Below are 25,080 nucleotides of genomic sequence, written 5' to 3' on the forward strand. Positions count from 1 at the left end.
GTCGCTGTGGTCGTTGACACAATAACCATGAGCACCAATAACATGGATAGGTCCGCTCGGCCGCCTGGTGCGCTGTCCGGACCGCCCCCGGCGACGGCGCCGGGGTGTCACCCCAGGAGGAGCCAGGGATGTCGTTCGAGCTGCCGGCCGCGCACCGCGAGCTGCTGGAGCGGGCCCGCGCCACCGGCGACGAGGTGCGCTCGCGCGCCGGGGAGGCCGACGCCGCCACCGACGTCGATCCGGTGATGCGCAAGGCGCTGCAGGCCAGCGGCCTGGTGCAGGTCACCGTCCCGGCCGCGCACGGCGGCGCGTCGGAGACGGTCGACCCGCTGGCGGTCACCGTCGTCCGGGAGGCCTTCGGTGGGGTGTCGGCCCACCTGGACTCGCTGTTCGCCATGCAGGGCATCGGCAGCTACGCGTTGTCGGTGGCCGGCAGCCCGCGGGTGCAGGAGGAGTGGCTGCCGCGGGTGGTCGCCGTCGAGGCGGTGGCGGCGCTCTGCCTCACCGAGCCCGACGTCGGATCCGACCTGCGCTCGATCACGACCACCGTCGTGGAGCGCGACGGCGAGCTGGTGCTCGACGGGCACAAGTCCTTCATCACCAACGCCCCGGCCGCGGCCTTCTTCACCGTGCTGGCGAAGGAGGAGGCCGGCTTCTCGCTGGTGTTCGTCCCGGCGGACACCCCCGGCGTCATGGTGACCTCCGGCCCCGACCTCATCGCCCCTCACGTCATCGGCGAGGTCCGCTTCGACGGTGTCCGGGTGCCCCTGGACTCCCGCGTCGGTCAGCCCGGGCAGGCGTTCCCGCTGGTCCTGCAGACGCTGGCCACCTTCCGGGTGTCGGTGGCCGGCTCCGCGGTGGGGCTGGCGCAGGCGGCGCTCGACGAAGCGGTCCGGCACACGACCGGCCGCGAGCAGTTCGGCAGCCCGCTGGCCCGGCTCGGCCCGATCCCGCAGATGCTCGGCACCTGCTGGATGGAGGTGGAGCAGGCGCGGCTGCTCACCTACTCCGCCGCCTCCAAGGCCGCGCAGGACCCGCAGGGCGCGCTGCACTGGTCGTCGATGGCCAAGGTCGCCGCCACCGAGACCGCGGGCAGGGTGGCCGACCGCTGCGTGCAGATGATGGGCCGTTTCGGCGTCGTCACCGGCTCGACGATCGAGCGGCTCTACCGCAACGCCCGCCCGATGCGGATCTACGAGGGCGGCAACGAGGTGCTGCTGGGTCAGCTGGCCAAGACCCTGACCCGTCCCGCCCGCTGATCCCGGACACAGAGAAGAGGACCGCCATGGTCGCCGTCGGCATGCTGCTCTCCGACGTCCCGAGCACCGTTCCCCCCGCCCAGCAGTTCGACGACGTGCGGCGCATCGTCGCCGCCGCGCAGCAGGCCGGCATGACCTACATCGCCATCGGCCAGCACTTCCTCTACGGGGACCTGCGCTGGCTGCAGCCGGTGCCGCTGCTGGCCCGGCTGGCCGCCGAGTGCGACCGGGAGACCCGGCTCGCGACGCAGATCATGATCGCGCCGCTCTACCACCCGGTGCTGCTGGCCGAGGAGCTCGCCACCCTCGACGTCGTCACCGAGGGCCGGCTGGTCTTCGGCGCCGGCATCGGCTACCGGCCCGAGGAGTTCGACTACCTCGGCATCCCGTTCAAGGAGCGGGCGGCGCGCACCGACGAGATCCTCGAGCTCCTGGTCAAGCTCTGGACCCAGGACGAGGTCACCCACCACGGCCGGTTCTGGCAGCTCGAGGGCGTCAGGCCGCACCTCAAGCCGGTCCAGGACCCGCACCCGCCGATCTGGGTGGGCGCGCAGAGCGTGGCGGGGGCGCGTCGGGCCGGCCGGTTCGGCGACGCCTTCCCGGTGACCCCCGAGGCCACCTACGACGAGATCGAGGAGCGCTTCGCCGCCGTCCGCGAGGGCTTCGCCGCACGCGGCAAGCCCTTCGGCCCGCAGCCGGTGCGCCGCAACGTGCAGGTGGCCGACTCCCGGGACGAGGCGCTGGTCGAGTACGCCCGGGTGTCGAAGGGGAAGTACCTCTCCTACGCCAGCAAGGGCATGAAGTACGCCGGCGACGCCGAGACCCTCGACCGCGACTTCCTCACCAGCGTCGCGCAGCACGCCGTCGTCGGCAGCGACGCCGAGGTGGTCGCCCAGCTCACCGACCTGTGCACCCGGTTCCCGGTCGACCCGCTGCTGCTCCGCCCACAGTGGCCGTCGATGTCGGCCGACGAGACCATCGCCGCCATCGAGCGGCTGGGGCGGGAGGTGGTGCCGGCCATCCGCGCGCTGCCCACCCCACAACCCGACCCCGTGCCCGCGGGCACGGCCTGACGAGACTGGAGGACGGACATGGGACGGTTCGACGGGAAGGTCGCCCTGGTCACCGGCGGCGCGCGCGGTCAGGGCCGCTCGCACGCGGTGCGGCTGGCGGCGGAGGGGGCCGACGTCGCGGTCGTCGACGTCGTCAGGCAGTTCGACTCGGTGCAGTACGCGATGTCCACGCCCGAGGACCTGGCCGAGACCGAGAAGCTCGTCCGCGAGCACGGCCGGCAGTTCCTCGGCATCGTCGGCGACGTCCGCGACGTCGAGCAGGTGGACGCCGCCGTGGCGCAGGTGGAGGAGCAGTTCGGCGGGATCGACCTGGTCTGCGCCAACGCCGGGATCCTGCCCTCGACCGGCCCGCACGCCCAGCGGCTGGAGGCCTGGCACGACACCGTCGCCACCAACCTCTCCGGCGTCTTCTACACGCTGCGGGCGGTGACGCCGGGCATGGTCGAGCGCGACCGCGGCGGGGCCATCGTCATCACCGGGTCGACGTCGACCTTCCGGGGCGTCGCGTACAAGGTCGAGATGCTCAACCCGGGCCACATGGCCTACGGGGCGGCGAAGGCCGGTGTGCTCGCGCTCATGCGCAACTACGCCATGGCGCTCGGGAAGTACGGCATCCGGGTCAACACGGTCATCCCCGCCGGCGTCGACACCCCCATGATCAGCAACGAGTTCTTCACCAAGGACCTGCAGGCCGACGCTCCACCCGGGTGGATGGCCAACGTCATGGAGCGCGGTCCGGTGCAGCCCGGCGACATCTCCGACGCCGTCCTGTTCCTGCTGTCGGAGCAGGCGAAGTACGTGACCGGAACCGCGTTGCCCGTCGACATGGGCACACTCCTCATCTGAGCGGACACACGAAGAGGGGCGCGAGCCGCGGCTCCCGCCCCTCTCGTCGTGCGCGGCTCAGCTCATGCCGGCCGGCACCCGCTGCGGACGGCGGACGAAGCCCTCGTAGCCGTTGGCCGCGACCTCGTCGCACTTCTGCCGGTAGACACCCACCCCGCCGATGTAGGGCATGAACACCCGCGGCTTGCCCGGCACGTTCGAGCCCATGTACCAGGAGTCGGCGGTCGGGTAGAGCGTCATGTGCCCCACCTCGTCGACGTGCGCGGTCCACTCGTCCTCGGCCTCGACCGTGGGCTCCATCGTCGCCAGCCCCTCGGCGCGCATCGCGGCGATCGCCTCGGCCACCCACTCCACGTGCTGCTCGATCGAGGTGACCATGTTGGAGAGGACCGACGGGCTACCCGGACCGGTGATGGTGAAGAGGTTCGGGAACCCCGCGACCTGGATGCCCAGGTAGGTCCGCGGACCGGCGTGCCACTTGTCCTGGAGTCGCACGTCACCGCGGCCGCGGATGTCGACCGCGGTCAGGGCGCCGGTCATCGCGTCGAAACCCGTGGCGAAGACGAGGTCGTCGAACTCGAACTCCTCCTGGGTGGTGCGCAGCCCCCGGTGGGTGATCTCCACGATCGGCGTCTTCCGCACGTTGACCAGGCGCACGTGCGGCAGGTTGTAGGTCTCGTAGTAGTTCGTGCCGAGACACGGCCGCTTGGTGCCGAAGGGGTGGTCGTGCGGCTGCAGCGCGGCGGCCGTCTCCGGGTCCTCCACGATCTCGGCGATCCGGTCCCGTACGAACTGGGCCGCCGTGTCGTTGGCCTCCTTGCTCGTGATCATGTCGTTGTAGCTGACCAGCATGTCCACGAGGTTGTTGTCCTCGTCGTACCAGACGCTCTCGTAGCGGGCCCGCCGCTCCTCGGCGGGGACCTCCAGGGCCGACTTCTCGGGCGTCGGGACGGCGATGCCGAAACCCGACTCCCGCGCGGCCTGGCGGACCTCGGCGTAGCGCGCCTTGACCGAGCGCTGGTGCTCCGGGTCGATGGGGTGGTTGCGGGCCGGCAGCACGAAGTTCGGCGTCCGCTGGAAGACGGTCAGCTCGGCCGCCTGCTCGGCGATGAGCGGGATGGCCTGGACGCCGGACGAGCCCGTGCCGATGACGGCGACCCGCTGCCCGCTGAAGTCCACGCCCTCCTCGGGCCAGTGCCCGGTGTGGAACCAGCGGCCGCGGAAGAGGTCGAGCCCCGGGACCTCCGGCACCTTCGACGCCGAGAGGCACCCGGTGGCCATGACGACGTACTGCGCGGAGAGCTGGTCGCCCCGGTCGGTGCGCACGTGCCAGCGCTCGACGTCCTCGTCGAAGACCGCCTCGGTGACCGTGGTCTCGAGCTTGATGTCACGGCGCAGGTCGAAGCGGTCGGCGACGTGGTTGATGTAGCGGAGCAGCTCGTCCTGGGGTGGGTACTTCTCCGTCCACTCCCACTCCTGCTCCAGCTCGGAGTCGAAGGAGAAGCTGTAGTCCATGCTCTTCACGTCGACCCGGGCGCCGGGGTAGCGGTTCCAGAACCACGTCCCCCCGACGCCGTCGCCCCGCTCGAAGACCTGCACCGTCAGGCCCAGGCCGCGCAGCTTGTGCAGCATGTACAGGCCCGACATCCCGGCACCGACGACGACGGCGTCGACCTCGGGGACACCCCTGATCGCGGAGTTCGACGGCTGCTGGCGCGTCTGTGTCATGTGTTCTGTTCCTCTCGGGCAAGTCCCGGGACGGCGGCGCCGCGCGACCGGGGGATGGGGGTCACGCGGGCTGGGTGGTGAGCTGGCGGTCGACGGCGTCGGCGACGTAGGCGATGCCGGCCTCGCTGCCGGGCAGCACGTTGACCATCGTGAAGAAGCCGTGCATCTGGCCGTCGAAGACGCGCGACTGCACGGGCACCCCGGCGCCGGCGAGCGCGTCGGCGTACTCCTGGCCCTCCTGGCGCAGCACGTCGTGCTCGGCGAGCAGGATGACGGCCGGTGGCAGGCCGGAGTGGTCCTCGAGCTTGGACGGTGAGGCTTCCGGGTGCTGGCGCATGTCGTGCTCGGGGGCGTAGAGGTCCCAGAACCAGACCATCGACTCGCGGGTGAGCAGAGTCTGGTTCTCGGGGTCGCGGTAGGTCTCGTTGTCCAGGTTGCAGTCGGTCACCGGGTACACGAGGACCTGCATCGCGATGGCCGGCCCACCGGCGTCGCGCGCCTTGTGCGCGACGATCGCGGCGAGGTTCCCGCCCGCGCTGTCGCCGGCGACGACCAGCGGCACGCGGGCCCCGGCGATCTCCTCCAGGTGCCCGTCGATCCACCGCAGCGCCGCCCAGGAATCGTTCACGGCCGCCGGGTAGGGGTTCTCCGGCGCCATCCGGTAGTCGACGAGCACGACCGCGCACCCGGTGCGCTGGGCGAGGGTCCTGCCGAGCGTCTCGAACTCGGGCAGCGCGCCGATCACCCAGCCGCCGCCGTGGTAGTAGACGACCACGCCGCGGGGGCTCTCGTTCGGCACGAGGACGTGCAGCGGGATCGCGTACCCGTCGTCCGCCGCCGCGCTCGTCATCTCCGCCCGGTGCATCTCGGGCCCGGGCCCGTACATCTCACCGAGGGTCGCGGTCAGGCCGCGGGCCTCCTCCGGGGTCATCTCGTGCAGCGGCTTGGCGCCGCTCTCGGCCATCTGCGTGAGCAGCGCCGTCGTCGCCTCGTCCAGGGCCATGTCGCCTCCAGGGGTGTCCGCTCGCTTGGGGGACACCGGATGGCTGCCACACCATCGGGTGACCCAGGCCACACAAAGTAGGTAGACCATGCGCAGGGACACAACCCCCGCGCGGCGGGTCGGGCTGAACCTGCGAAAGATGCGCAGGAACTCTTCCGCCACGCCGCGAGGTGTGGCTACGGTCACGTGTGCCGGGCCCGCCCGCCGCCTCTCCGGCCGCCGGCCCGCTGTCCGTCCCCCCGGGTGCGAGGACGCCCCGGGGCCGTTCACTCGAGGGAGCGCCGTGAAGACCGTTGGAGCACTGCTGTGGGAGCCCGGGATCAACTCGGGGTGGAGCGTCGAGGAGATCGAGCTCGACTCGCCCAAGCGCCGGGAGGTGATGGTCAAGCTCACCTCCTCGGGCATCTGTCACAGCGACGACCACCTCGACACCGGCGACATCCCGCTGCCGTGGGCGCCGGTGCTCGGTGGCCACGAGGGCGCCGGCGTCGTCACCGAGGTCGGGCCCGAGGTCACCGAGCTGGCCGAGGGTGACCACGTCGTCCTGTCCTTCCTGCCCTCCTGCGGGAAGTGCCGGATGTGCGTCGCCGGCCGCGCCAACATGTGCGAGCTCGGCGCCGGCGTGCTCGCCGGGTACGCCCCCGACGGCACGCACCGCATCCACGCGCGCGGCCAGGGTGTGGGCGCGATGAGCTACCTGGGCACCTTCAGCCCGTACGTCACGGTGCCGGTCGACTCCGCGGTGAAGATCGACCCGTCGATCCCGCTGATGCCCGCGTCGCTGATCGGCTGCGGCGTCCCCACCGGTTGGGGCTCGTCGGTCTACGCCGCGGAGATCCAGCTCGGCGACACCGTCGTCGTCTTCGGCACCGGCGGCGTCGGCATGAACGCCGTCCAGGGCGCCGTGCACCGCGGCGCGCGCAACATCGTCACCGTCGACCCGGTGCCCTTCAAGCAGGAGAAGGCCAAGGTCTTCGGCGCGACCCACACCGTGGGCTCCTTCGAGGAGGCCCGGGAGCTGATCGAGCACATGACCAACGGCCAGGGCGCCGACCGGGTGATCATCACCGTCGACGTCGCCCGCGGGGACATCGTCGAGCAGGCCAACCAGCTCACCCGCCGCGGCGGGGTGATCGTGCTGACGGCGGCCGCGCCGGTGCTGCAGCGCGACGTGCAGTTCGACCTGTTCAGCTTCGCGATGTCGGGCAAGCGGCTGCAGGGCTCGCTGTACGGGACGACGAACTCCAAGAACGACATCCCGCTGATCGCCGAGATGTACAAGAGCGGCCAGTTCAAGCTCGACGAGCTGATCACCAAGACGTACAAGCTCGAACAGATCAACGAGGCCTTCGCCGACATGCGCGAGGGCAAGAACATCCGCGGCGTCATCGTCTACGACGACTGAGGCGCGCGATGACCCTCACCCGGCCCGGCACCCAGGTGGCCGACCTGCTCGACATCCAGCGGGCCACCCACGTCTATGCCCGCGGTCTCGACCGCTTCGACCCGCAGGAGGCGGCGTCGGCGTTCACCGACGACGCCGTCTGGGACGCCACCGCCGTCGGCCTCGAGCGGTTCGAGGGGCGCGCGGCGATCCTCGGCTTCTTCGAGCGGGACGCCGCGGCGATCGCCGACCAGTTCCACGTCATCACCAACCACGTGGTGGACCTCGACGGCGACACGGCCAGCGGTACGAACTACGTGTTCTCCGAGGGCCACACGAACAGCGGCGCCGCGTTCAAGGCGATCGCGCTCAACGAGGACACCTACCGGCGCACGCCCGAGGGCTGGCGCATCGCCACCCGCCGCATCTCGGCCCTCACCCCGCCCGAGCTCGAGGGCTTCGATGCCTGACCGCGTCTGTTCCCCGGCAGAAATGGCCATTTCTGCCGTCTCCGTCCAGGGAGGACGACCGTGACCGCAGTGGAGGAGCGCGCCGGCACCGGCGTGCGCTCGTTCGACAAGCTCTTCATCGGCGGCCACTGGGTGCCGCCGGCGACCGACGCGGTGATCGAGGTGGTCAGCCCGATCACCGAGCAGGTCGTGGCCACCGTCCCGCACGCGAGCCCGGCGGACATGGACGCCGCCGTCGCCGCGGCCCGGCAGGCCTTCGACGAGGGTCCGTGGCCGCGGATGTCGCCGGCCGAGCGAGCCGCCGCGCTGCGCCGGGTGGGGGAGGAGGTCGGCAAGCGGATCCCGGAGATGGAGAACTCCTTCACGATCGAGATCGGCGCCCCGGCCATGATCAGCAAGGCCTTCCACGCCAACGCCGCGGCGATGTGGGACGACGCCGCGACCCTGGCCGCCGACCTGCGGCTGGAGGAGCGGCGCGCGGTCGCCGGCGGCGGCGAGGCCACGATCGTCCGGGAGCCGGTCGGCGTCGCGGCGGTGATCATCCCGTGGAACGGGCCGGTCGCCACGGCGTCGCTGAAGATCGCGCCGGCGCTCGCGGCCGGCTGCACCATCGTCCTCAAGCCCGCACCCGAGGGCCCGGTGTCGGTGATGATCCTCGCCGAGGCGATCGAGGCCGCGGGCCTGCCCGACGGCGTCGTCAGCGTCCTGCCCGGCGACCGCGAGGTCGGCGAGCACCTGGTGAGGCACCCCGACGTCGACAAGGTGTCCTTCACCGGCTCGACGGCGGCCGGCCGCCGGATCATGGCGCTGTGCGCCGAGCGGATCGCCCGGGTGACGCTCGAGCTCGGCGGCAAGTCGGCGGCGATCGTGCTGCCCGACGCCGACCTCGCAGCCGTGGCGCAGACGGTCACGTTCGCCGGCATCGGGAGCTCGGGGCAGGTCTGCGCCGCGCTCACCCGCCTCGTCGTCCCGCGGGACAAGCAGGACGAGGTGGTGGCGCAGGTCAAGACGATCATGGAGTCGGTGAAGGTCGGCGACCCCCGCGAGGAGGGCACCGTGCTCGGCCCGCTGGCCGCTGGGCGGCAGCGGGACCGGGTCGAGGGCTACATCGCCGCCGGGGTCGAGGAGGGTGCCCGCCTGGTGACCGGCGGTGGCCGGCCCGAGGGGCTCGACCGCGGCTACTACGTCCAGCCGACGCTGTTCGCCGACGTCGACAACGCCATGCGGATCGCGCAGGAGGAGATCTTCGGCCCGGTCATCGTGGTGATCCCCTACGACACCGTCGACGACGCCGTCCGCATCGCCAACGACTCGCAGTACGGCCTCTCCGGGGCGGTGTTCACCGCGGACAAGGAGGCCGGGGAGGCGATCGCCCGGCGGGTGCGCACCGGCCAGATCTACGTCAACGACTGGGGCATGTGCGTCACCCAGCCCTTCGGCGGCTACAAGCAGTCCGGTCTCGGCCGCGAGGGCGGTCCGGAGGGCATCGCCGGTTTCCTCGAGACGAAGATGATCCAGGGCATCTAGGAGGACCCCGTCCCGCCGCTCGCGAGCTCGTGGCGGGACCCTGCGGGAGGGTCGACCACCCACCCACGACGGCTCCACCCGCTCCGCGCGGGTGGAGCCGTCGCCGTGTCCGGGGAGGTTCCGGCCTGAGCGGGGCCGGTTGGCGCCGGGCTCTTTACACGGCTGCGGCCGCCCCCTATGGTCCCGATCACACGATGCCAATGATGCGCATCATATGGACTGATCGGAGCCACCGTGGACCTCGACCTCAGGCGTCGCCCCCGGCGCGCCGTCCTCGCCGGACTCACGGCCGTCCTGCTGCTGGGCACCGCAGCCTGCGGAGGGGGCGACAGCGGCGGCGGGGGCTCGTCGGAGGGTCTGCCGGAGACGATCACGGTGACCTCGATCAACCCGACCACCGGGGTGGTGGCCTTCGCCGGGAACGCGGCCAACAAGGGCTACGAGCTGGCGGTCAAGGAGATCAACGAGTCCGACACGCTCGAGGGCTCGCAGCTGGAGCTGGAGCTGGTCGACACCCGCAGCGAGCCCCAGACCGCGGCCCAGGAGGCCACCACGGCGATCGCGGACACCGACGTCGCCGCCGTCTTCGGCTCGGTCTCGAGCAACGAGGCGATCGCGATGTCGCCGCTGCTGCAGCAGCGCGGCCTGCCGGTCATCTACACCCAGGCCGGCAGCGACGGCGTCGTCGTCGGTGACTACACCTGGCGCGCGACGCCGCTGATGAGCTCCTACTACCCGATCCTGTCGAAGTACATCGAGGACCAGGGCTTCACGTCGCTGGGCGTCCTCTACACCAGCGCCACGCCCACGCTGCAGGAGGTGGGCAGCGAGACGGTGCCACAGATGGCCGAGGACCTCGGCATCGACATCACCGCGAGCATCGACATCCCGGCGACGACGCAGGACTACTCCGCGCCGATCTCGCAGGTGCTCGACAGCCAGCCCGACGCCGTCGTCGCGCTGCTGGTGGGCGCGGCCAACGTGACCGTCATGCAGCAGCTGCGCCAGGCCGGCTACACCGGCCCGGTCCTCGGCAACTCGGGCGCCAGTGCGGGCAACCTGCTGCCGGCCGGTGCCGACGGCGCGGACATGATCTGGCCGGTCGACTTCAACTTCCAGCAGACCGCCCAGTCCAGCCAGGACTTCGTCGAGGCCTATCGCGCCGAGTACGGCGAGGACCCGCTGAACTACGCCGCCGAGGCCTACGACGCCGCCTGGTTCCTGGCCCGCTCGATCGCCGCGGCCGGCTCCGCCGACCGCGAGGCCATCAAGGACGCCATGGTCAGCGAGGCCGAGAGCACCTTCGACGGTGCGCTCGGCGAGGGCCTGAGCTGGGAGGACGGCACGATCGTCGTCCCCGGCGTCGTCGTCCGCTGGACCGGCGACGGCGAGGAGCTCCTCTACGAGGGCTCGGGCGGGGCCTGACCCGGACCCCGGACGGGGTGGGCGGGCGACCGCCGGCCCACCCCGTCCCCCTCAGCAGTCCGTCGGACCACCACCAGGGACGGGAGACCCGGTGACACACCAGCAGCCACGGCGCGGGGAGGCGTGATGCAGGACCTCGTCAGCGTCGTCACGCTCGGCTCCGTCTACCTGCTCTTCGCCCTCGGCATGAGCATCACGTGGGGCACGATCGACATCCTGAACTTCGCCCACGGTTCGGTCTTCATGTTCTCGGCCTTCTCGGCGTCGCTCGTGCTCGAGCGCCTGACGCTGGGGCTCGTGCCGGTGCTGCTCATCGGGGTCGTCGTCGGCGCACTGATGTCGGTGCTGATCCAGGTGGTCGCCTTCGAGCAGATCATCAAGCGGGCCAGGGACCGGCGCACCGCCGAGATGCAGATCCTCATCGGCGGCATCGGGGTGGCGATCATCCCGCTGGCCATCGCCCAGCACCACACGCAGAGCAACCCCTTCGGGCTCAACGCCTCCAGCTTCACCGTGGAGTCGATCAGCCTGGGCGGCCTGCGGATCACCAACATCCAGGTGCTGACCGTGCTGCTGGCCCTGGCCCTGTGGGCCGCGGCGGCGGTGTGGCTGCGCCGTTCGCGGCAGGGCCTGGCGCTGCGGGCCATCGGCGTCGACGCGCAGACCGCCGCGCTCATGGGTGTCGACCGGCGCCGGCTGGCCCTGGTCACCATGGCCGTCGCCGGCGGCATGGCCGGCCTCTCCGGGGTCCTGTTCACCTTCTCGCTCGGCGCCATCACGCCCGAGAGCGGGGACACCCTCCTGGTCAAGGCCTTCGCGTGCATCATCCTCGGCGGCGTCGGCAGCATGCTCGGCGTCGCGTTCGGCGCCTACCTGCTGGCCGCCGCGGAGGTCGTCATCCTCACCCAGACCAACGGGTCCTGGGTCGAGGCGGTGAGCTTCGGGCTGATCTTCCTCGTCCTGCTCGTGCGGCCGGCCGGGGTGTTCGGCCGCAAGGAGGTGCGGCGCACGTGAGCGACTTCTTCAACGCCAACCTCGTCCTCGTCCAGTCGACGCTGACCGGGCTGCTGCTGGCGCTGTCGATCCAGGTGCCGCTGCGCATGGGCGTGTTCTCCTTCGCCGGCGCCGGCTCCTACGGCATCGGCGCCTACGCCACCGGCATCCTCGTGCTGCGCTACGAGATGGATGCCCTGCCCGCGATCGCGCTGACCGCCCTGGGCACCGCGGTGATCGGGCTCCTCCTGGGCGCGCTGATCAGCAGGCTGGGCGGCCTCTACCTGGCCATGGCCACGGTCGCCTTCGACCTGATCATCAGCGTCATCGCGATCAACGGCGGCGAGCTGACCGGAGCCTCGACCGGCCTGTTCGGCATCATCACCGACTTCACGACGGGGCAGATGTTCGTCCTGACCGTGGCGGTGCTCGCCCTGGTCGCGATGTCGGAGGTGGGCCGGCTCGGCCGCCGTGTGGACACCGTCCGCGACGACCCGGAACTCGCCGCGTCGATGGGCATCAACGTCCGCCGCTACCGGCTGGCCGCCTTCGTCGTCAGCGGGGCCCTCGGCGGTCTGGCGGGGGGCATGAACGTCCTCGTGCGCAGCACCGTCGGCCCGCTCGACATCGGCTTCGGCCTGATCGTCCTGGCGCTGACGATGATCATCGTCGGCGGGTCGCGGTCCTGGAAGGGCGCGCTGATCGGGGCGGTCATCTTCACCTGGCTGCCCGACCTGCTCACCGTCATCGGCGAGTGGCAGGAGCTGGTCTACGGCGTCATCGTCGCCGTCGCCGCGATCTTCCTGCCGCGCGGCATCTACGGCGTCCTGCAGGACGGCACCCGGTGGGTGCAGCGGGTCCGCCGCGACCGGCGGGCGGCCGCCCGGGGTGGGCCGGTGGTCGACGCCGACGGCGGCCTGCGCCCGCAGGAGGACGAGGCCGCGGTCCTGGTGGCACAGGCCGCCGAACAACCCGTCCGGGAGCTCGACCAGCTCTCCGGCCGAACGCAGGGGGCACCGTGAGCACTCCCGTCGTGCAGACCGACGACGCCGGCACGGCCGGTACGGCCCCGGTCCTCGAGCTCCGCGACGTCGCGGTGCACTTCGGCGGCGTCAAGGCCGTCGACGGCATCTCGCTGCAGCTCGAGCCGGGCCGGATCTACGGGATCATCGGCCCCAACGGGTCGGGCAAGAGCACGCTGATCGCCGGGATCACCCGGCTGACCGGGCTCACCCGCGGCGAGCTGCTGCTCGACGGGCAGCCGGTGCACGACGTCGCCCCCTCCCGGCTGGCCGGACGTGGCGTGGCCCGCACCTTCCAGACGGTGCGGCTCCTGGCCGACCTGACCGTCCGCGCCAACGTGCAGATCGGCGCGGACGCCCGTGCCGACGGCGGGCGGTCCAGGCGGGGTCCCACCGGGTGGCTGCGTCCCGGCGCCACGTCGCCGGCGGTGGCCGACGCGATCGCCCGGACGCGCCTCGAGGGCTTCGAGGACCACTACCCCGCGGAACTGTCCTACGGCACCCAGCGCCGGGTCGAGATCGCCCGCGCCATCGCGATGGGGCCGCGGCTGCTGCTGCTCGACGAACCGACCGCCGGGATGAACCAGACCGAGCGCGCGGAGATCTCCGCCCTCATGCGCAGCATGCGCACCGGCGGACTGTGCCAGCTGCTGGTGGAACACGACGTCCAGATGATGATCGACACCTGCGACTACGTGTTCGCCATGAACTCCGGCCGGCTCATCGCCCAGGGCGCACCCGCCGAGGTCGTCCGGGACCCGGCCGTCCAGGAGGCGTATCTCGGGAGGAAGTGGCGCGAGCATGCTGACGGTGACTGACCTGCACGTGGCGTACGGGAAGATCGAGGCCGTCCGCGGCGTGGGCCTCTCGGTCGACCAGGGGAAGATCACGCTCGTCCTCGGCGCGAACGGCGCCGGCAAGAGCACGACGCTCAAGGCCATCGCGGGCATGGTGCCGGCGCAGCGCGGCTCGGTCGTCCTCGACGGCGCGGAGGTCCTCGGCCAGGCCCCGCACCGGCTGGTCCGGCGCGGCCTCGCGCTGGTGCCCGAGGGGCGCCGGGTGTTCGGCCCGCTGACCGTGGCCGAGAACCTGCGGATGGGCGGCTACACCGCCGGCAAGAAGGTGCTCGAGCAGACGCTGGACCGGGTCTACGACACGTTCCCGATCCTCGCCGAGCGGCGCAACGGGGCCGCCGGCCTGCTCAGCGGCGGTGAGCAGCAGATGCTCGCCTTCGGCCGCGCGCTGATGTCGCAGCCGAAGGTGATGCTGATGGACGAGCCGTCGATGGGCCTGGCGCCGGTGGTGGTCGACTCGATCCTCGCCGGCGTCCGGCAGATGGCCGACGACGGCATCGGGATCCTCATGGTCGAGCAGAACGCCGAGGCGGGGCTCGACCTCGCCGACGACGTCGTCGCGGTCGCCCGCGGCGAGGTGGTCTACACCGGGGCGTCCGGCGACGCCCGCAACCACGCCTCGGTGCTGCGCGCCTTCCTCGGCGAGGCCGCCCTGGCCGGGAAGGGTGCCTGATGAGCCACGACAGGTGGGACGACCCCGCCCTGCTGGGCGCCCGCAGCGCCCGCCTCTACGCCCGCTACGCGCAGGCCGTCGACGACGGCGACCTCGAGGCGCTGCGCGCGATGGTGACCGACGACGTCGGCGTCACCCGCGGGGAGCTCCCGACCGAGTCCGGAGTCGAGGCGTTCCTCGACGTCTACCGGGCGCACAACGCGCTGCGGATCCCGGTCTGCCGGCACGTGGTCACCAACGTGCTGGCCGAGCGGGCCGGCGACGTCGTCCGGACGTCGGCCTACTTCCAGGCCACGATGTTCGAGGAGGGCCGCACGCGGGTCGTCACGGGCACCTACGCCGACGACCACGTCGAGCGCGACGGCGGGCTGCTCATCGCGCACAAGCGCATCTCCGTGGACCGGGTCGTGCACCTGCCCGCCGCGGAGGCCCGCTTCGCCCACGCCGGCACACCGGAGTCGGTGGCCGGGTCGACGGCGGCCCGCTCGTGACCGCCGGGGTCGAGGCGGCACCGGTGGCGTCGCCCACGGAGGAGACGCGTCCGCGGGGCGTCGTCGTCACCGGGGCCGCGCAGGGCCTGGGCCGGGCGATCGCGCAGGGGTTCGCCGAGGCCGGCGCGGCGGTGGTCGGGGTCGACCTCTCCGACGCGGTCGCGCCGCTCGGCACCGGCCACGACGCCGTCGTCGGGGACGCGGGCGACGCCGCGGTGCTCGGCCGTGCCGTCGCCCGCGCCGCCGAGCTCGGGGGCGGCCTGGCCACCTTCGTCGCCAACGCGGGCGTGACGTCGCCGGGGGAGACGGTCGGCTACCCGCTGTCCGAGTGGGACCGCCTGCTCGACGTCAACCTGCGCGCGGCGTTCGTCGGCGCGCAGGTGGTCCGGCAGGCGCTGGGGCCGGGCGGCAGCATCGTGATGGTCTCGTCGATCTGCGCCGTCCAGGGCTTCGCCGCCCGGGCCTCGTACTGCGCGTCCAAGGCCGGGATCGAGGGGCTGGTCCGCTCCCTGGCCGTGGAGTGGGGCGCCGACGGCATCCGGGTCAACGCGGTCGCCCCGGGCACGGTGGCCACCGACATGCAGCGGGCGATGATGGCCAGCGGGCGCGCGTCCGCGCAGCGCTACCTCGACCGGATCCCGATGGACCGCTTCGGGGAGCCCTCGGAGATCGCCGACGCCGTCGTCTACCTGGCCTCGCCCCGGGCGAGCTACGTGACCGGTGTGGTGCTGCCCGTCGACGGCGGCTGGGCCGTCGGCGGCCTGCCCGCGCGGGCCTGAGACCGGGCGCCTCGATGCGGGCGGGGACTGGCGCAACAACCATGCACATGATTAGGTGGGTTCGCTCCCGCGCGAGGCGTGCGGGACCCCGTCGCTAGGGGAGAGATGCGCTACTACACGGATCTGGTGCCGGCCTTCCCGGACCAGGATGACTGGACGCTCGCGACGGTCCTGCGCACGCACGCGGCCCGCCGCCCCGACGCGGTGCTCCTCGACCTGCCGGAGGAGGGGCTGACCTTCACCTACGCGCAGGCCCTCGAGCAGGCCGAGTCGGTGGCCGACCGGCTCGCCGAGGCCGGTGCCCGCACCGGCGACCGGGTCCTGGTCATGGCGGCGAACTCCTCGCAGTTCCTGCGCACCTGGCTCGGCACCGGTGTCGGCGGCACGGTCGAGGTGCCGATCAACACCGCCTACGAGGGCGTCTTCCTCGAGCACCAGGTGGCCACCTCCGCGCCCCGCTTCGCGGTCATCGACGACGTGCACGCGGCCAGGTTCGCCGCCGTCGGCGACGCCGCCCGGGTGATCGAGCACTTCTGGGTGGTCGACACCGGCAGCCGCGAGCAGGCGCTGGCCCTGCTGCGCGACGCGGGCTGGGCGGCCGACGCGTGGGAGGACCTCGCCGTCGGCGCGCGGCCCGGCGCCGAGTTCCCCACCCCGCCGCCGCACGCGCTCGCCTCGATCTTCTTCACCTCCGGCACCACCGGCCCGTCCAAGGGCGTGGCCATGCCGCACGCGCAGATGTACTTCTTCGGCCAGGAGGTGGTCAGCCTCCAGCGGCTGACCCCCGAGGACACCTATTTCACCTGCACGCCGCTGTTCCACGGCAACGCCCAGTTCATGGCGGCCTACCCGGCGCTCATCGCCGGCGCGCGGCTGGTCTGCCGGCCACGGTTCAGCGCCAGCCGCTGGGTCGAGCAGCTCCGCGACTCCGGCGTCACGGCCACCAACCTCATCGGCGTGATGATGGACTTCGTCTGGAAGCAGCCCCCGCGCCCGGACGACGCCGACAACGTGCTGCGCACCGTGTTCGCCGCCCCGACGGCCAGCTCCATCGTCGAGGGGTTCAGGGCGCGCTACGGCATCGAGGCGTTCACCGAGGTCTTCGGCCTCACCGAGACCAGCGCGCCGATCCTGTCGCCCTACGGCGAGGACCGCCCCGCCGGCGCCGCCGGCCTCCAGGCCGCCGACTGGTTCGACGTGCGGCTGGTCCACCCCGAGACCGACCGCGAGGTGCCCGTCGGCGAGGTCGGCGAGCTCGTCGTCCGGCCGCGGCACCCGTGGACCTGCTCGCTGGGCTACTTCGGCATGCCGGAGAAGACCGCCGAGGCCTGGCGCAACCTGTGGTTCCACACCGGCGACGCGCTGCGCAAGGACGCCGACGGCTGGTTCTACTTCGTCGACCGCTACAAGGACGCGCTGCGCCGCCGCGGGGAGAACATCAGCTCCTACGAGGTCGAGCAGGGCCTGCTGTCGCACCCCGGCGTCCTGGAGGTCGCCGTCGTCGGCGTGGCCGCCGACTCCGAGGCGGGCGAGGACGAGGTCATGGCCTTCGTCGTCGCCGACCCCGCCCGGCCCGGCGTCACCGCCGCCGAGCTGTGGGACTGGTGCACCGGCCGGGTGCCGGCCTTCGCCACCCCGCGCTACGTCCGCTTCGTCGATGCGCTGCCCAAGACGCCCTCGGAGAAGGTGCAGAAGGCCGTGCTCCGCGCCGACGGCGTCACGCCCGACACCCATGACCGGACCGCCGTCCCGGCGGCGGCCGGCACCCGCTGAGGAGACCGCCGTGGACTATGCCGAGGACCCCACCCACCGGGAGATCCGCGAGGCCGTCCGGGCCATGTGCAAGGCCTTCCCGGACGAGTACTGGATGCAGCACGACGACTCCCACGAGTTCCCGTGGGAGTTCTACGACGCGGTCCGGGACGCCGGCTGGCTCGGCCTGACCATCCCCGAGGAGTACGGCGGCGGCGGGCTCGGCGTCACCGAGGCGGCGCTGGTCGAGTACGAGATCGCCGCCTCCGGGGCCGGCATGGGCGGCTGCAGCGCCGTGCACATCGGCATCTTCGGCTTCCACCCGGTCATCGAGCACGGCTCGGAGTCGCTCAAGCGGCGGTTCCTGCCGCAGGCGGTCAGCGGCGAGCTGCACGTCTCCTTCGCCGTCACCGAGCCCGACGCCGGCACCGACACGACCAACATCTCCACCACCGCGCGCAAGGTCGACGGCGGCTGGCTGGTCTCGGGCAAGAAGGTGTGGATCACCAAGGCGCAGGAGGCGCAGCGGATGCTGCTGCTGGCCCGCACCAGCCCCCGCGACCCCGCCGCGAAGAAGACGGCCGGGTTGACGCTGTTCTTCGCTCCGATGGACCGCGAGCACGTGCAGATCCGCGAGATCCCCAAGATGGGCCGCAACGCCGTCGACACCAACGAGCTGTTCATCGACGACCTGTTCGTCGCCGACGAGGACGTCGTCGGCGAGGTCGGGCACGGCTTCCGCACCATCCTCGGCGGGCTCAACGCCGAGCGGGTGATCAGCGCCAACGCCGCGCTGGGCATCGGCCGGGCGGCGCTGCGCCGCGGGGTCGAGTACGCCAAGCAGCGCGAGGTGTTCGGCCGGCCGATCGGGCAGAACCAGGGCATCAGCTTCCAGCTCGCCGACGCCGCGATCCGCCTCGACGCCGCCGAGCAGGTCGTGCAGAAGGCGGCCTGGCTGGTCGACCGCGGGCTGCCCTGTGGCCGGGAGGCCAACGCCGCCAAGTTCCTCTGCGCCGAGGCCGGCTTCCTCGCCGCCGACGTCGCCCTGCAGGTGCACGGCGGGTTCGGCTACGGCAGGGAGTTCCACGTCGAGCGGTACTTCCGCGAGGCGCGGCTGATGCGGATCGCGCCGATCAGCCAGGAGATGGTCCTCAACTACACCGCCGAGCACGTGCTCGGCCTGCCGCGCAGCTACTGACGGGAGACGGCCGGCGATGGTGCCCTACCGCTCGATCCTGTTCGTCCCGGGCCACAAGCCGCAGTGGATGGACAAGGCCCTGGCCTCCGGCGCCGACTGCGTCGTGCTCGACCTCGAGGACTCGGTGCCCGCCGACCTCAAGGCGGGCGCCCGCGCGACCGTCGCCGAGTCGATCCGCGCCGTCCGGGCGCGCGATCCCCGCGTGGGCCTGTTCGTCCGGGTCAACCCGCTCGACACCCGGCTCACCGGCGCCGACCTCGAGGCCGTCGTCGTCCCCGGGCTCACCGGCGTCTTCGCGCCCAAGATCAACACCGCGACCGACGTGCTGCGCTACGACGCGCTGCTCGACCACTTCGAGGCGCGCAACGGCGTCGAGGGGCTGGAGTACATCGTCCCGGTGGAGATGGTCGCGGCCATCCAGAACGCCCGGGAGATCGCGACGGCGTCCCCGCGGGTGGGCGCGATGATCGGTCCCACCGCCGAGCACGCCGACATCGCCCGCGCCGTCGGCTACCGGTGGACGCCGGAGGGGGAGGAGACCCTCTACCTGCGCAGCCGGGTGCTGCTGGCCTGCCGCGAGGCGGGCATCCACCCGCTGACCGGCCTGTGGGAGCGGCTCGACGACCTCGTGGGCCTCAAGACCTTCGCCGAGAAGGGCCGCCAGCTCGGCTTCCGCGGCATGATCGCCATCCACCCGAGCCACGTGCCGGTGGTCAACGAGGCGTTCACGCCCACCGCCGACGAGGTCGAGTTCCACGAGGGGCTGGTGGCCGCGTACCAGGCGGCGGCCGCGGCCGGCTCCGGGGCGGTCCGCTACCGGGGCGTGCACATCGACAAGGCGCACGTCGACACCGCCCGCGACTGGCTGGCCCACGCCCGCTCGCTCCCGGGTGCCCGGCTGCCGGGTGCGCAGAGCGCACCCGTCCCCACCATCGACGCACCCGAGGGAGGGCGCTGACCGTGCGAGGCCTGTACTTCGAGGAGTTCGAGGTCGGCCGGGTCTACCGGCACCCGTTCACCCGCACCGTGACCGAGAGCGACAACGTCCTGTTCACGTCGCTGACGATGAACACCCAGCCGCTGCACCTGGACCACGAGTTCGCCAAGGGCACCATCCACGGCCGGCCGCTGTTCAACAGCCTCTTCACCCTCGCGCTGGTCGGCGGCTTCCACGTGCTGGAGCTGACCTTCGGCACCACACTGGGCAACCTCGGCTACGACAAGGTCGAGTTCCCCCACCCCGTGTTCCACGGCGACACCCTGCGCGGTGAGACGACGATCCTCGACAAGCGGGAGAGCAAGAGCCGCACCGACAGCGGGATCGTCTGGTTCGAGCACCGTGGCTACAACCAGCACGACGATCTGATCATGCGGTGCACCCGCGTCGGCCTCATGGCCAAGAGCCCGGAGCACGGCGGGTCGAACCCGGCCGTGCAGGGCGACACGACCCCCGTCAGCGAGGAGCAGCGGGCATGACCAGCACCGACATCGACCTGCGCACCTGGGTGCCGGCGACCCGCGAGCTGCTCGTCGGCGGCCGGCTGGTCGCGGGGCAGGGGCCGGTCATCGAGGCGGTCAACCCCGCCACCGAGCAGGTCACGGCCACCGTGCCGACGGCGACGATCGAGCAGGTCGACGCCGCCGTCGACGCCGCCCGCCGCGCCTTCCCCGCGTGGGCGGAGGCGAGCCCGCAGGAGCGCAGTGCCGCCATCGCCCGGCTGGCCGACGTCTTCGAGGCCAACGTCGAGCGGCTCACCGCCTCGATCGTCAACGAGGTCGGCACCCCGGCCGCCTTCGCCGAGGTCATGCAGGTGCGGCTGGGCATCGCCCACCTGCGCTGGCAGGCCGAGGCGGCGCTGGTGGACCGGACCGTGCAGCTGGGGCCCTGGCACGACCCGGTGCTCAGCTACTCCGAGGTGGCCTACCGGCCGGCCGGGGTCGTGGCCTGCATCACCGGCTACAACTACCCGATCAACCTCGCCGTCTTCAAGTTCGGCGCCGCGCTCGCGGCCGGGTGCACCTGCGTGCTGCTGCCCTCCCCGCGCACCCCGCTCACCACGCTCTGGATGGGGGAGCTGTTCCAGGAGGCGGGCATCCCCGCCGGCGTCCTCAACGTCCTCGTCGGTGACGGGCCCTCGGTCGGGCAGCACCTGACCACCCACCCCGGCGTGGACCGGGTGTCGTTCACCGGTTCCGACGCGGTCGGCGCGCGGATCATGGAGCAGGCCGCGCGCGGGCTGAAGGGCGTCACCCTCGAACTGGGCGGCAAGTCGCCCAACATCCTGCTGCCCGGCATCGACGTCACCGCGCTCGCCCGTGACATCCACCTGCGGTGGGCGCGCAACGGCGGCCAGGGCTGCGCGGCGCTGGCCCGGATGCTGGTGCACGAGAGCCTCGTCGACGACTTCCTCGCCGCCTCGCAGGAGGCGTTCACCGCGCTCCGGGTCGGCGACCCGTGGGACCGCACCGTGAACATCGGGCCGATGATCCGCGAGGACCACCGGCAGCGCGTGCAGTCGTTCATCGACAACGGCCTCGCCGACGGCGGGGAGATCGTGCTGTCGCTGGACACCCCGGTCCCCGACCGCGGCTTCTTCGTCAACCCGGTGGTCTTCGCCGGGCTGCCGCACGACAACCGCCTCGTGCAGAACGAGGTGTTCGGACCGGTCGGCGTCGTCGTCCCCTTCTCCACCGAGGAGGAGGCGATCGCGCTGGCCAACGACACCGCGTACGGACTGGCGGCCAACGTCTACACCCCCGACGTCGAGCACGGCCGGGCCCTGGCGGCGAAGCTGCGCTCGGGCACGGTGTGGGTCAACGGCGGGGGGAACATGCGCCCCGACGCGCCCTTCGGTGGCTTCGGCCTCTCCGGCGTCGGCCGCGAGATCGGCGAGTGGGGCATCCGCGAGTACCTCGAGCCGCAGCACGTGCAGTGGCGGCCGTGACCACCAGGGGGAACGAGATGACGACCGACACGGGCACCCCGCCGCTGGCGGGGGTCACCGTCCTCGAGCTGGGGACGATGTACGCCGCCCCGACGGCGGGCCGGATGCTGCGCGACTTCGGCGCGCGCGTGGTCAAGGTCGAGGACCCCCGCACCGGCGACTTCGCCCGTCAGTGGACGCCGCAGCACGAGGGCCTGTCGCTGGGCTTCGCCCGGCTCAACAGCGGCAAGGAGTCGATCGGCATCGACCTGCGCCGGACCGAGGGCCGCGACCTGGTGCGCCGGCTGGCCGCGAAGGTGGACGTCGTCGTCGAGTCCTTCCGGCCCGGGCGGCTGGAGGACTGGGGGCTGGGCTACGACGTGCTGTCGGCCGACAACCCCGGCCTGGTGCTCACCCGCGTCTCGGGTTTCGGGCAGACCGGCCCCTACCGGGAGCGGCCGGGCTTCGGCACCGTGGCCGAGACCGCCAGCGGCTACGCGTTCGTCAACGGCTGGCCCGAGACCCCGCCGACGTCGCCGCCGTTCGGGTTCGCCGACTCGATCGCCGGCCTGTCGGCCGCGTTCGGGACCACGACGGCGCTGTTCAACCGCTCCCGCACGGGCCGCGGCGACGTCGTGGACGTGGCGCTCTACGAGCCGCTGATGTTCATCCTCGGCGACCTGATCGTGAACTACACGGCCACCGGCTTCATCCAGGAGCGGGTGGGCAACGGCTCGGGCTCGGCGTCCCCGCGCGGCATCTACCAGGCCGCCGACGGGCAGTGGCTGTCGATCGCCGCGTCCAACCAGACGATCGCGCTGCGGCTGTTCGACGCGATGGGCCGGCCGGAGTTCAAGGACGACCCGCGCTACGCGACCAACGTCGCCCGGATGGCGAACAACGACCAGCTGCAGCAGCACGTCAGCGCCTGGGTGGCGCAGCGCCCGCGCGCGGAGGTGCTCGCCGACCTCGACGCGCACGAGGTGGTCGCCGCCCCGGTCAACGACGCCCGGGACATCGTCGAGGACCCGCACTTCCGCGAGCGCACGCTGGTCGAGCTGGCCGGCACGGCACTGGGGAAGGTGTTGGTGCCCGGGCCGGTACTGCACATGGGCAGCTACGCCGGGCCGGTCTACGACGGCGTCCCGGAGATCGGCCAGCACACCGAGTCGGCGCTCACCGGGCTGCTCGGCCTCGCGCCCGACGAGATCACCCGGCTGGGCAGCATCGACGTCGTCGGGCCCACCCCGGTGCGCGCTGCATGAGCGTCGCGGTCGACCTGTCCGGGAAGGTCGCGCTGGTCACCGGCGGCAGCCGCGGGCTGGGGCGGGAGATGGTGCTCGGCCTGGCCGCCGCGGGTGCCGACGTCGTCGTCGCCAGCCGCGACCTCGCCAGCTGCGAGAAGACCGCGGCCGAGGTCCGGGAGGCGACGGGGCGCCGCGCGCTGCCGGTGTCGGCGCACGTGGGCCGGTGGGAGGGACTCGACGAGCTCGTCGACACCGTCCACCGCGAGTTCGGCCGCCTCGACGTCCTGGTCAACAACGCCGGGATGAGCCCGCGCTACGACACCGTCGCCGACGTCTCCGAGGTGCTCTTCGACAAGGTGCTCGGGGTCAACCTCAAGGGACCGTTCCGGCTGGCCGCGCTCGCGGGCACCCGGATGGCGGCCGGCGGGGGCGGGTCGATCATCAACGTGTCGAGCACCGGCGCGGTGCGGCCGCGGGCCGACATCGTGCCCTACGCCGCGGCCAAGGCCGGTCTCAACGCGATCACCGTGGGCCTGGCGCACGCGTTCGGGCCCACGGTCCGGGTGAACGCGATCATGTGTGGCACCTTCCTCACCGACGTGTCGGCCGCCTGGGACATGGAGGCCTTCGGCCGCCGCGCGGCGACCTTCGCGCTCGGCCGCGGCGGGCAGCCGTCGGAGGTCGTGGGGACCGCGCTCTACCTCGCGTCGGACTGGTCGTCGTTCACCACCGGCTCGATCGTCACCGTCGACGGAGGACAGCCGTGATCATCGACGTGCACTGCCACGCCTGGCCCGACCAGCTCGCCGAGCGGGCGCTGGGCCCGCGGGTGCCGCAGCTGCCGCGGGTCGGCGACGGCAGGATCTCCACGCTGCCCGGCGTGCTGGAGCGCTCCGGCGTCGACCGCGGGGTGCTGCTCGGCATCGCCGACACCGCCAAGTACGTCGACGGCACCAACCGCTTCGTGGCGCGCAGCCGCGGGGGCAACCTGCTCGGCTTCGGCACCGTGCACCCGGACCTGCCCGTGGACGAGAACATGGCCTCGCTGCGCCGCAACGGCATCCCCGGGGTGAAGCTGCACTCGCTGTTCCAGGGCTTCGCCTACTCCGACCCCCGCGTGTGGGACCTGCTGGAGGCCTTCGGCTCGGAGATCGCCGTGATCGCGCACGTCGGCGCGGGTGGTGACCGGGCGAGCAACGAGCGGGCGACGCCGGGCATGATCCGCGACATCGTCCGGCGGTTCCCCGACCTGCGGATCGTGGCCTGCCACTTCGGCGGCTACCACCGGCTGGAGGAGGCGGAGGCCGAGCTGCTGGGCCTGCCGGTGTACCTCGAGACGTCGTGGCCACCGACCATGGGCGAACTCGCCCCCGAGCGGGTGCGGTCCATCATCGACCGCCACGGCGCCGACCGCATCGTCTTCGGCTCGGACTGGCCGATGGCCGATCCCGCCCGCGAGATCGCCGCCATCCGCGCGCTGGGCTACGACGAGGAGACCACCGCCGGCATACTCGGCGGCAACTTCGCCCGGCTGATGGGCATCGCCGAGGGCGAGCCCGCGCCGGGGCCGCAGGAGGCCGCGCGTGGCTGACCCTGCTCCTGACGCCCCCGTCCTGGTCGACCAGCGCGGCGACGCCACCTGGATCACCCTCAACCGTCCGGACCGGCGCAACGCCTACGACCCCGAGATGGCCGAGGCGATCGTCGAGGCGCTCGACGGCAGCACCCGCAGCCGCGCCGTCGTCGTCACCGGGGTGCCCGGCTCGTTCTGCGCCGGCGGGGCACTGACCAACCTGTCGGCGCCGGACGTGACGAACATGCGCGGGCTCTACCGGGCCTCGCTGCGGCTGTTCGACGCCGTCCGCAACCACCCGCGCCCGGTGATCGCCGCGGTCAACGGCCCCGCGGCCGGCGGGGGCAACGAGCTCGTCGTCGCCTGCGACCTGGCGATCGCGGGGGAGTCGGCCACGTTCGGCCAGACCGGCCCGCGGGTGGGCAGCGCCCCGGTCACCGGCGCGACCAACGTGCTCGGCGTGCAGATCGGGGAGAAGCGGGCCAAGGAGATGGCGTTCCTGTGCCGGCGCTACACCGCCGCGCAGGCGCTGGAGCTCGGCCTGGTCAACGCCGTCGTCCCCGACGACGAGCTGGTGGGGGCCGTGGACGCGCTGGTGGAGGAGCTCGCCGTCCTCTCGCCGCGGTACCTGGAGATCGCGAAGGTGAGCTCCAACGTGTGGTGGAACGCCGCGCGGGACTCCTTCACCAACGGCCTGGGCATGCTCGTCCAGGCGATCGGCAGCCCCGACATGGCCGAGGGCGCGACCGCGTTCCTCGAGAAGCGCCGTCCCCGGTTCCCCGCCCCCGACGCCTGAGCCCTTGTGACGTGAGTCACCCCACGCCTAACCTATGAACCTGCGCATCATGTGCAGATCTCT

Annotated in this window: 24 protein-coding genes; 22 read left to right on the forward strand and 2 right to left on the reverse strand. The window is 72.4% G+C overall.

Features of this window, described 5'->3' with window-relative positions:
• Positions 1-128 precede the first annotated feature (128 nt).
• From FN207_RS18900 to FN207_RS18910, 3 genes are read left to right on the forward strand one after another with little or no spacing between them, the layout of a single operon-like run.
• Positions 129-1,259: an acyl-CoA dehydrogenase family protein gene (locus tag FN207_RS18900; RefSeq protein WP_142459995.1), complete on the forward strand. Its 1,131-nt coding sequence runs from the start codon at positions 129-131 to the stop codon at positions 1,257-1,259.
• Between the two features lie 26 nt (positions 1,260-1,285).
• Positions 1,286-2,332 (forward strand): LLM class flavin-dependent oxidoreductase, encoded by a 1,047-nt coding sequence (locus FN207_RS18905; protein ID WP_142459996.1) that lies wholly within the window; start codon positions 1,286-1,288, stop codon positions 2,330-2,332.
• A gap of 18 nt (positions 2,333-2,350) precedes the next feature.
• A complete protein-coding gene (locus FN207_RS18910) occupies positions 2,351-3,178 on the forward strand; it encodes a mycofactocin-coupled SDR family oxidoreductase (RefSeq protein WP_142459997.1) in 828 nt (275 codons plus the stop codon).
• Between the two features lie 57 nt (positions 3,179-3,235).
• On the opposite strand, the gene FN207_RS18915 is transcribed toward FN207_RS18910, so the two are convergent.
• Positions 3,236-4,906 (reverse strand): flavin-containing monooxygenase, encoded by a 1,671-nt coding sequence (locus FN207_RS18915; RefSeq protein ID WP_142459998.1) that lies wholly within the window; start codon positions 4,904-4,906, stop codon positions 3,236-3,238.
• Positions 4,907-4,967: 61 nt separating this feature from the next.
• A complete protein-coding gene (locus tag FN207_RS18920) occupies positions 4,968-5,909 on the reverse strand; it encodes an alpha/beta hydrolase (protein WP_142459999.1) in 942 nt (313 codons plus the stop codon).
• A gap of 283 nt (positions 5,910-6,192) precedes the next feature.
• On the opposite strand from FN207_RS18920, the gene FN207_RS18925 reads away from it, so the two are divergent.
• The 19 genes from FN207_RS18925 to FN207_RS19015 all read left to right on the forward strand — a co-directional run bounded on the left by FN207_RS18925 (position 6,193) and on the right by FN207_RS19015 (position 25,017).
• The gene (locus FN207_RS18925) at positions 6,193-7,314 is read left to right on the forward strand and encodes an NDMA-dependent alcohol dehydrogenase (protein WP_142460000.1); all 1,122 of its coding nucleotides are present in this window, start codon (positions 6,193-6,195) and stop codon (positions 7,312-7,314) included.
• A gap of 8 nt (positions 7,315-7,322) precedes the next feature.
• Positions 7,323-7,763 carry a nuclear transport factor 2 family protein gene (locus FN207_RS18930; protein ID WP_142460001.1) on the forward strand — a complete coding sequence of 147 codons (441 nt, stop codon included), beginning with the start codon at positions 7,323-7,325 and terminating at the stop codon, positions 7,761-7,763.
• 60 nt (positions 7,764-7,823) lie between these two features.
• Positions 7,824-9,290: an aldehyde dehydrogenase gene (locus FN207_RS18935; protein ID WP_221888281.1), complete on the forward strand. Its 1,467-nt coding sequence runs from the start codon at positions 7,824-7,826 to the stop codon at positions 9,288-9,290.
• Positions 9,291-9,524: 234 nt separating this feature from the next.
• Entirely contained in the window at positions 9,525-10,715 is a 1,191-nt protein-coding gene (locus FN207_RS18940) for an ABC transporter substrate-binding protein (protein ID WP_185938422.1), read from the forward strand.
• Between the two features lie 126 nt (positions 10,716-10,841).
• Positions 10,842-11,729, forward strand: a complete 888-nt coding sequence (locus tag FN207_RS18945; RefSeq protein WP_142460003.1) for a branched-chain amino acid ABC transporter permease — start codon at positions 10,842-10,844, stop codon at positions 11,727-11,729.
• The gene (locus FN207_RS18950; protein ID WP_142460004.1) at positions 11,726-12,730 is read left to right on the forward strand and encodes a branched-chain amino acid ABC transporter permease; all 1,005 of its coding nucleotides are present in this window, start codon (positions 11,726-11,728) and stop codon (positions 12,728-12,730) included. Before FN207_RS18945 ends, FN207_RS18950 begins: the two co-directional genes overlap by 4 nt.
• Positions 12,727-13,548 (forward strand): ABC transporter ATP-binding protein, encoded by an 822-nt coding sequence (locus FN207_RS18955; RefSeq protein ID WP_142460005.1) that lies wholly within the window; start codon positions 12,727-12,729, stop codon positions 13,546-13,548. Before FN207_RS18950 ends, FN207_RS18955 begins: the two co-directional genes overlap by 4 nt.
• A complete protein-coding gene (locus FN207_RS18960) occupies positions 13,541-14,257 on the forward strand; it encodes an ABC transporter ATP-binding protein (protein WP_425459857.1) in 717 nt (238 codons plus the stop codon). The genes FN207_RS18955 and FN207_RS18960 overlap by 8 nt, the downstream gene beginning before the upstream one ends.
• Positions 14,257-14,748, forward strand: coding sequence for a nuclear transport factor 2 family protein (locus FN207_RS18965; RefSeq protein WP_142460007.1), 492 nt, complete (start codon positions 14,257-14,259; stop codon positions 14,746-14,748). Before FN207_RS18960 ends, FN207_RS18965 begins: the two co-directional genes overlap by 1 nt.
• 23 nt (positions 14,749-14,771) lie before the next feature.
• Entirely contained in the window at positions 14,772-15,527 is a 756-nt protein-coding gene (locus FN207_RS18970) for an SDR family NAD(P)-dependent oxidoreductase (protein WP_185938423.1), read from the forward strand.
• Positions 15,528-15,632: 105 nt separating this feature from the next.
• Positions 15,633-17,300 carry an AMP-binding protein gene (locus tag FN207_RS18975; protein WP_142460009.1) on the forward strand — a complete coding sequence of 556 codons (1,668 nt, stop codon included), beginning with the start codon at positions 15,633-15,635 and terminating at the stop codon, positions 17,298-17,300.
• Between the two features lie 10 nt (positions 17,301-17,310).
• The gene (locus FN207_RS18980) at positions 17,311-18,477 is read left to right on the forward strand and encodes an acyl-CoA dehydrogenase family protein (protein WP_142460010.1); all 1,167 of its coding nucleotides are present in this window, start codon (positions 17,311-17,313) and stop codon (positions 18,475-18,477) included.
• Positions 18,478-18,493: 16 nt separating this feature from the next.
• Positions 18,494-19,435: an HpcH/HpaI aldolase/citrate lyase family protein gene (locus FN207_RS18985; protein ID WP_142460011.1), complete on the forward strand. Its 942-nt coding sequence runs from the start codon at positions 18,494-18,496 to the stop codon at positions 19,433-19,435.
• Between the two features lie 2 nt (positions 19,436-19,437).
• A complete protein-coding gene (locus FN207_RS18990) occupies positions 19,438-19,953 on the forward strand; it encodes a MaoC family dehydratase (protein WP_142460012.1) in 516 nt (171 codons plus the stop codon).
• Complete coding sequence (locus FN207_RS18995; RefSeq protein ID WP_142460013.1) at positions 19,950-21,422, forward strand: aldehyde dehydrogenase family protein; 1,473 nt, start codon at positions 19,950-19,952, stop codon at positions 21,420-21,422. The genes FN207_RS18990 and FN207_RS18995 overlap by 4 nt, the downstream gene beginning before the upstream one ends.
• Complete coding sequence (locus FN207_RS19000) at positions 21,419-22,666, forward strand: CaiB/BaiF CoA transferase family protein (RefSeq protein ID WP_221888282.1); 1,248 nt, start codon at positions 21,419-21,421, stop codon at positions 22,664-22,666. The genes FN207_RS18995 and FN207_RS19000 overlap by 4 nt, the downstream gene beginning before the upstream one ends.
• Positions 22,663-23,415, forward strand: coding sequence for an SDR family NAD(P)-dependent oxidoreductase (locus FN207_RS19005; RefSeq protein WP_142460014.1), 753 nt, complete (start codon positions 22,663-22,665; stop codon positions 23,413-23,415). Before FN207_RS19000 ends, FN207_RS19005 begins: the two co-directional genes overlap by 4 nt.
• Positions 23,412-24,239, forward strand: coding sequence for an amidohydrolase family protein (locus FN207_RS19010; RefSeq protein WP_142460015.1), 828 nt, complete (start codon positions 23,412-23,414; stop codon positions 24,237-24,239). The genes FN207_RS19005 and FN207_RS19010 overlap by 4 nt, the downstream gene beginning before the upstream one ends.
• Entirely contained in the window at positions 24,232-25,017 is a 786-nt protein-coding gene (locus FN207_RS19015; RefSeq protein ID WP_142460016.1) for an enoyl-CoA hydratase/isomerase family protein, read from the forward strand. The genes FN207_RS19010 and FN207_RS19015 overlap by 8 nt, the downstream gene beginning before the upstream one ends.
• Positions 25,018-25,080 lie beyond the last annotated feature (63 nt).

It is taken from the genome of Geodermatophilus aquaeductus (genome assembly GCF_900182545.1).
Lineage (GTDB): Bacteria > Actinomycetota > Actinomycetes > Mycobacteriales > Geodermatophilaceae > Geodermatophilus > Geodermatophilus aquaeductus.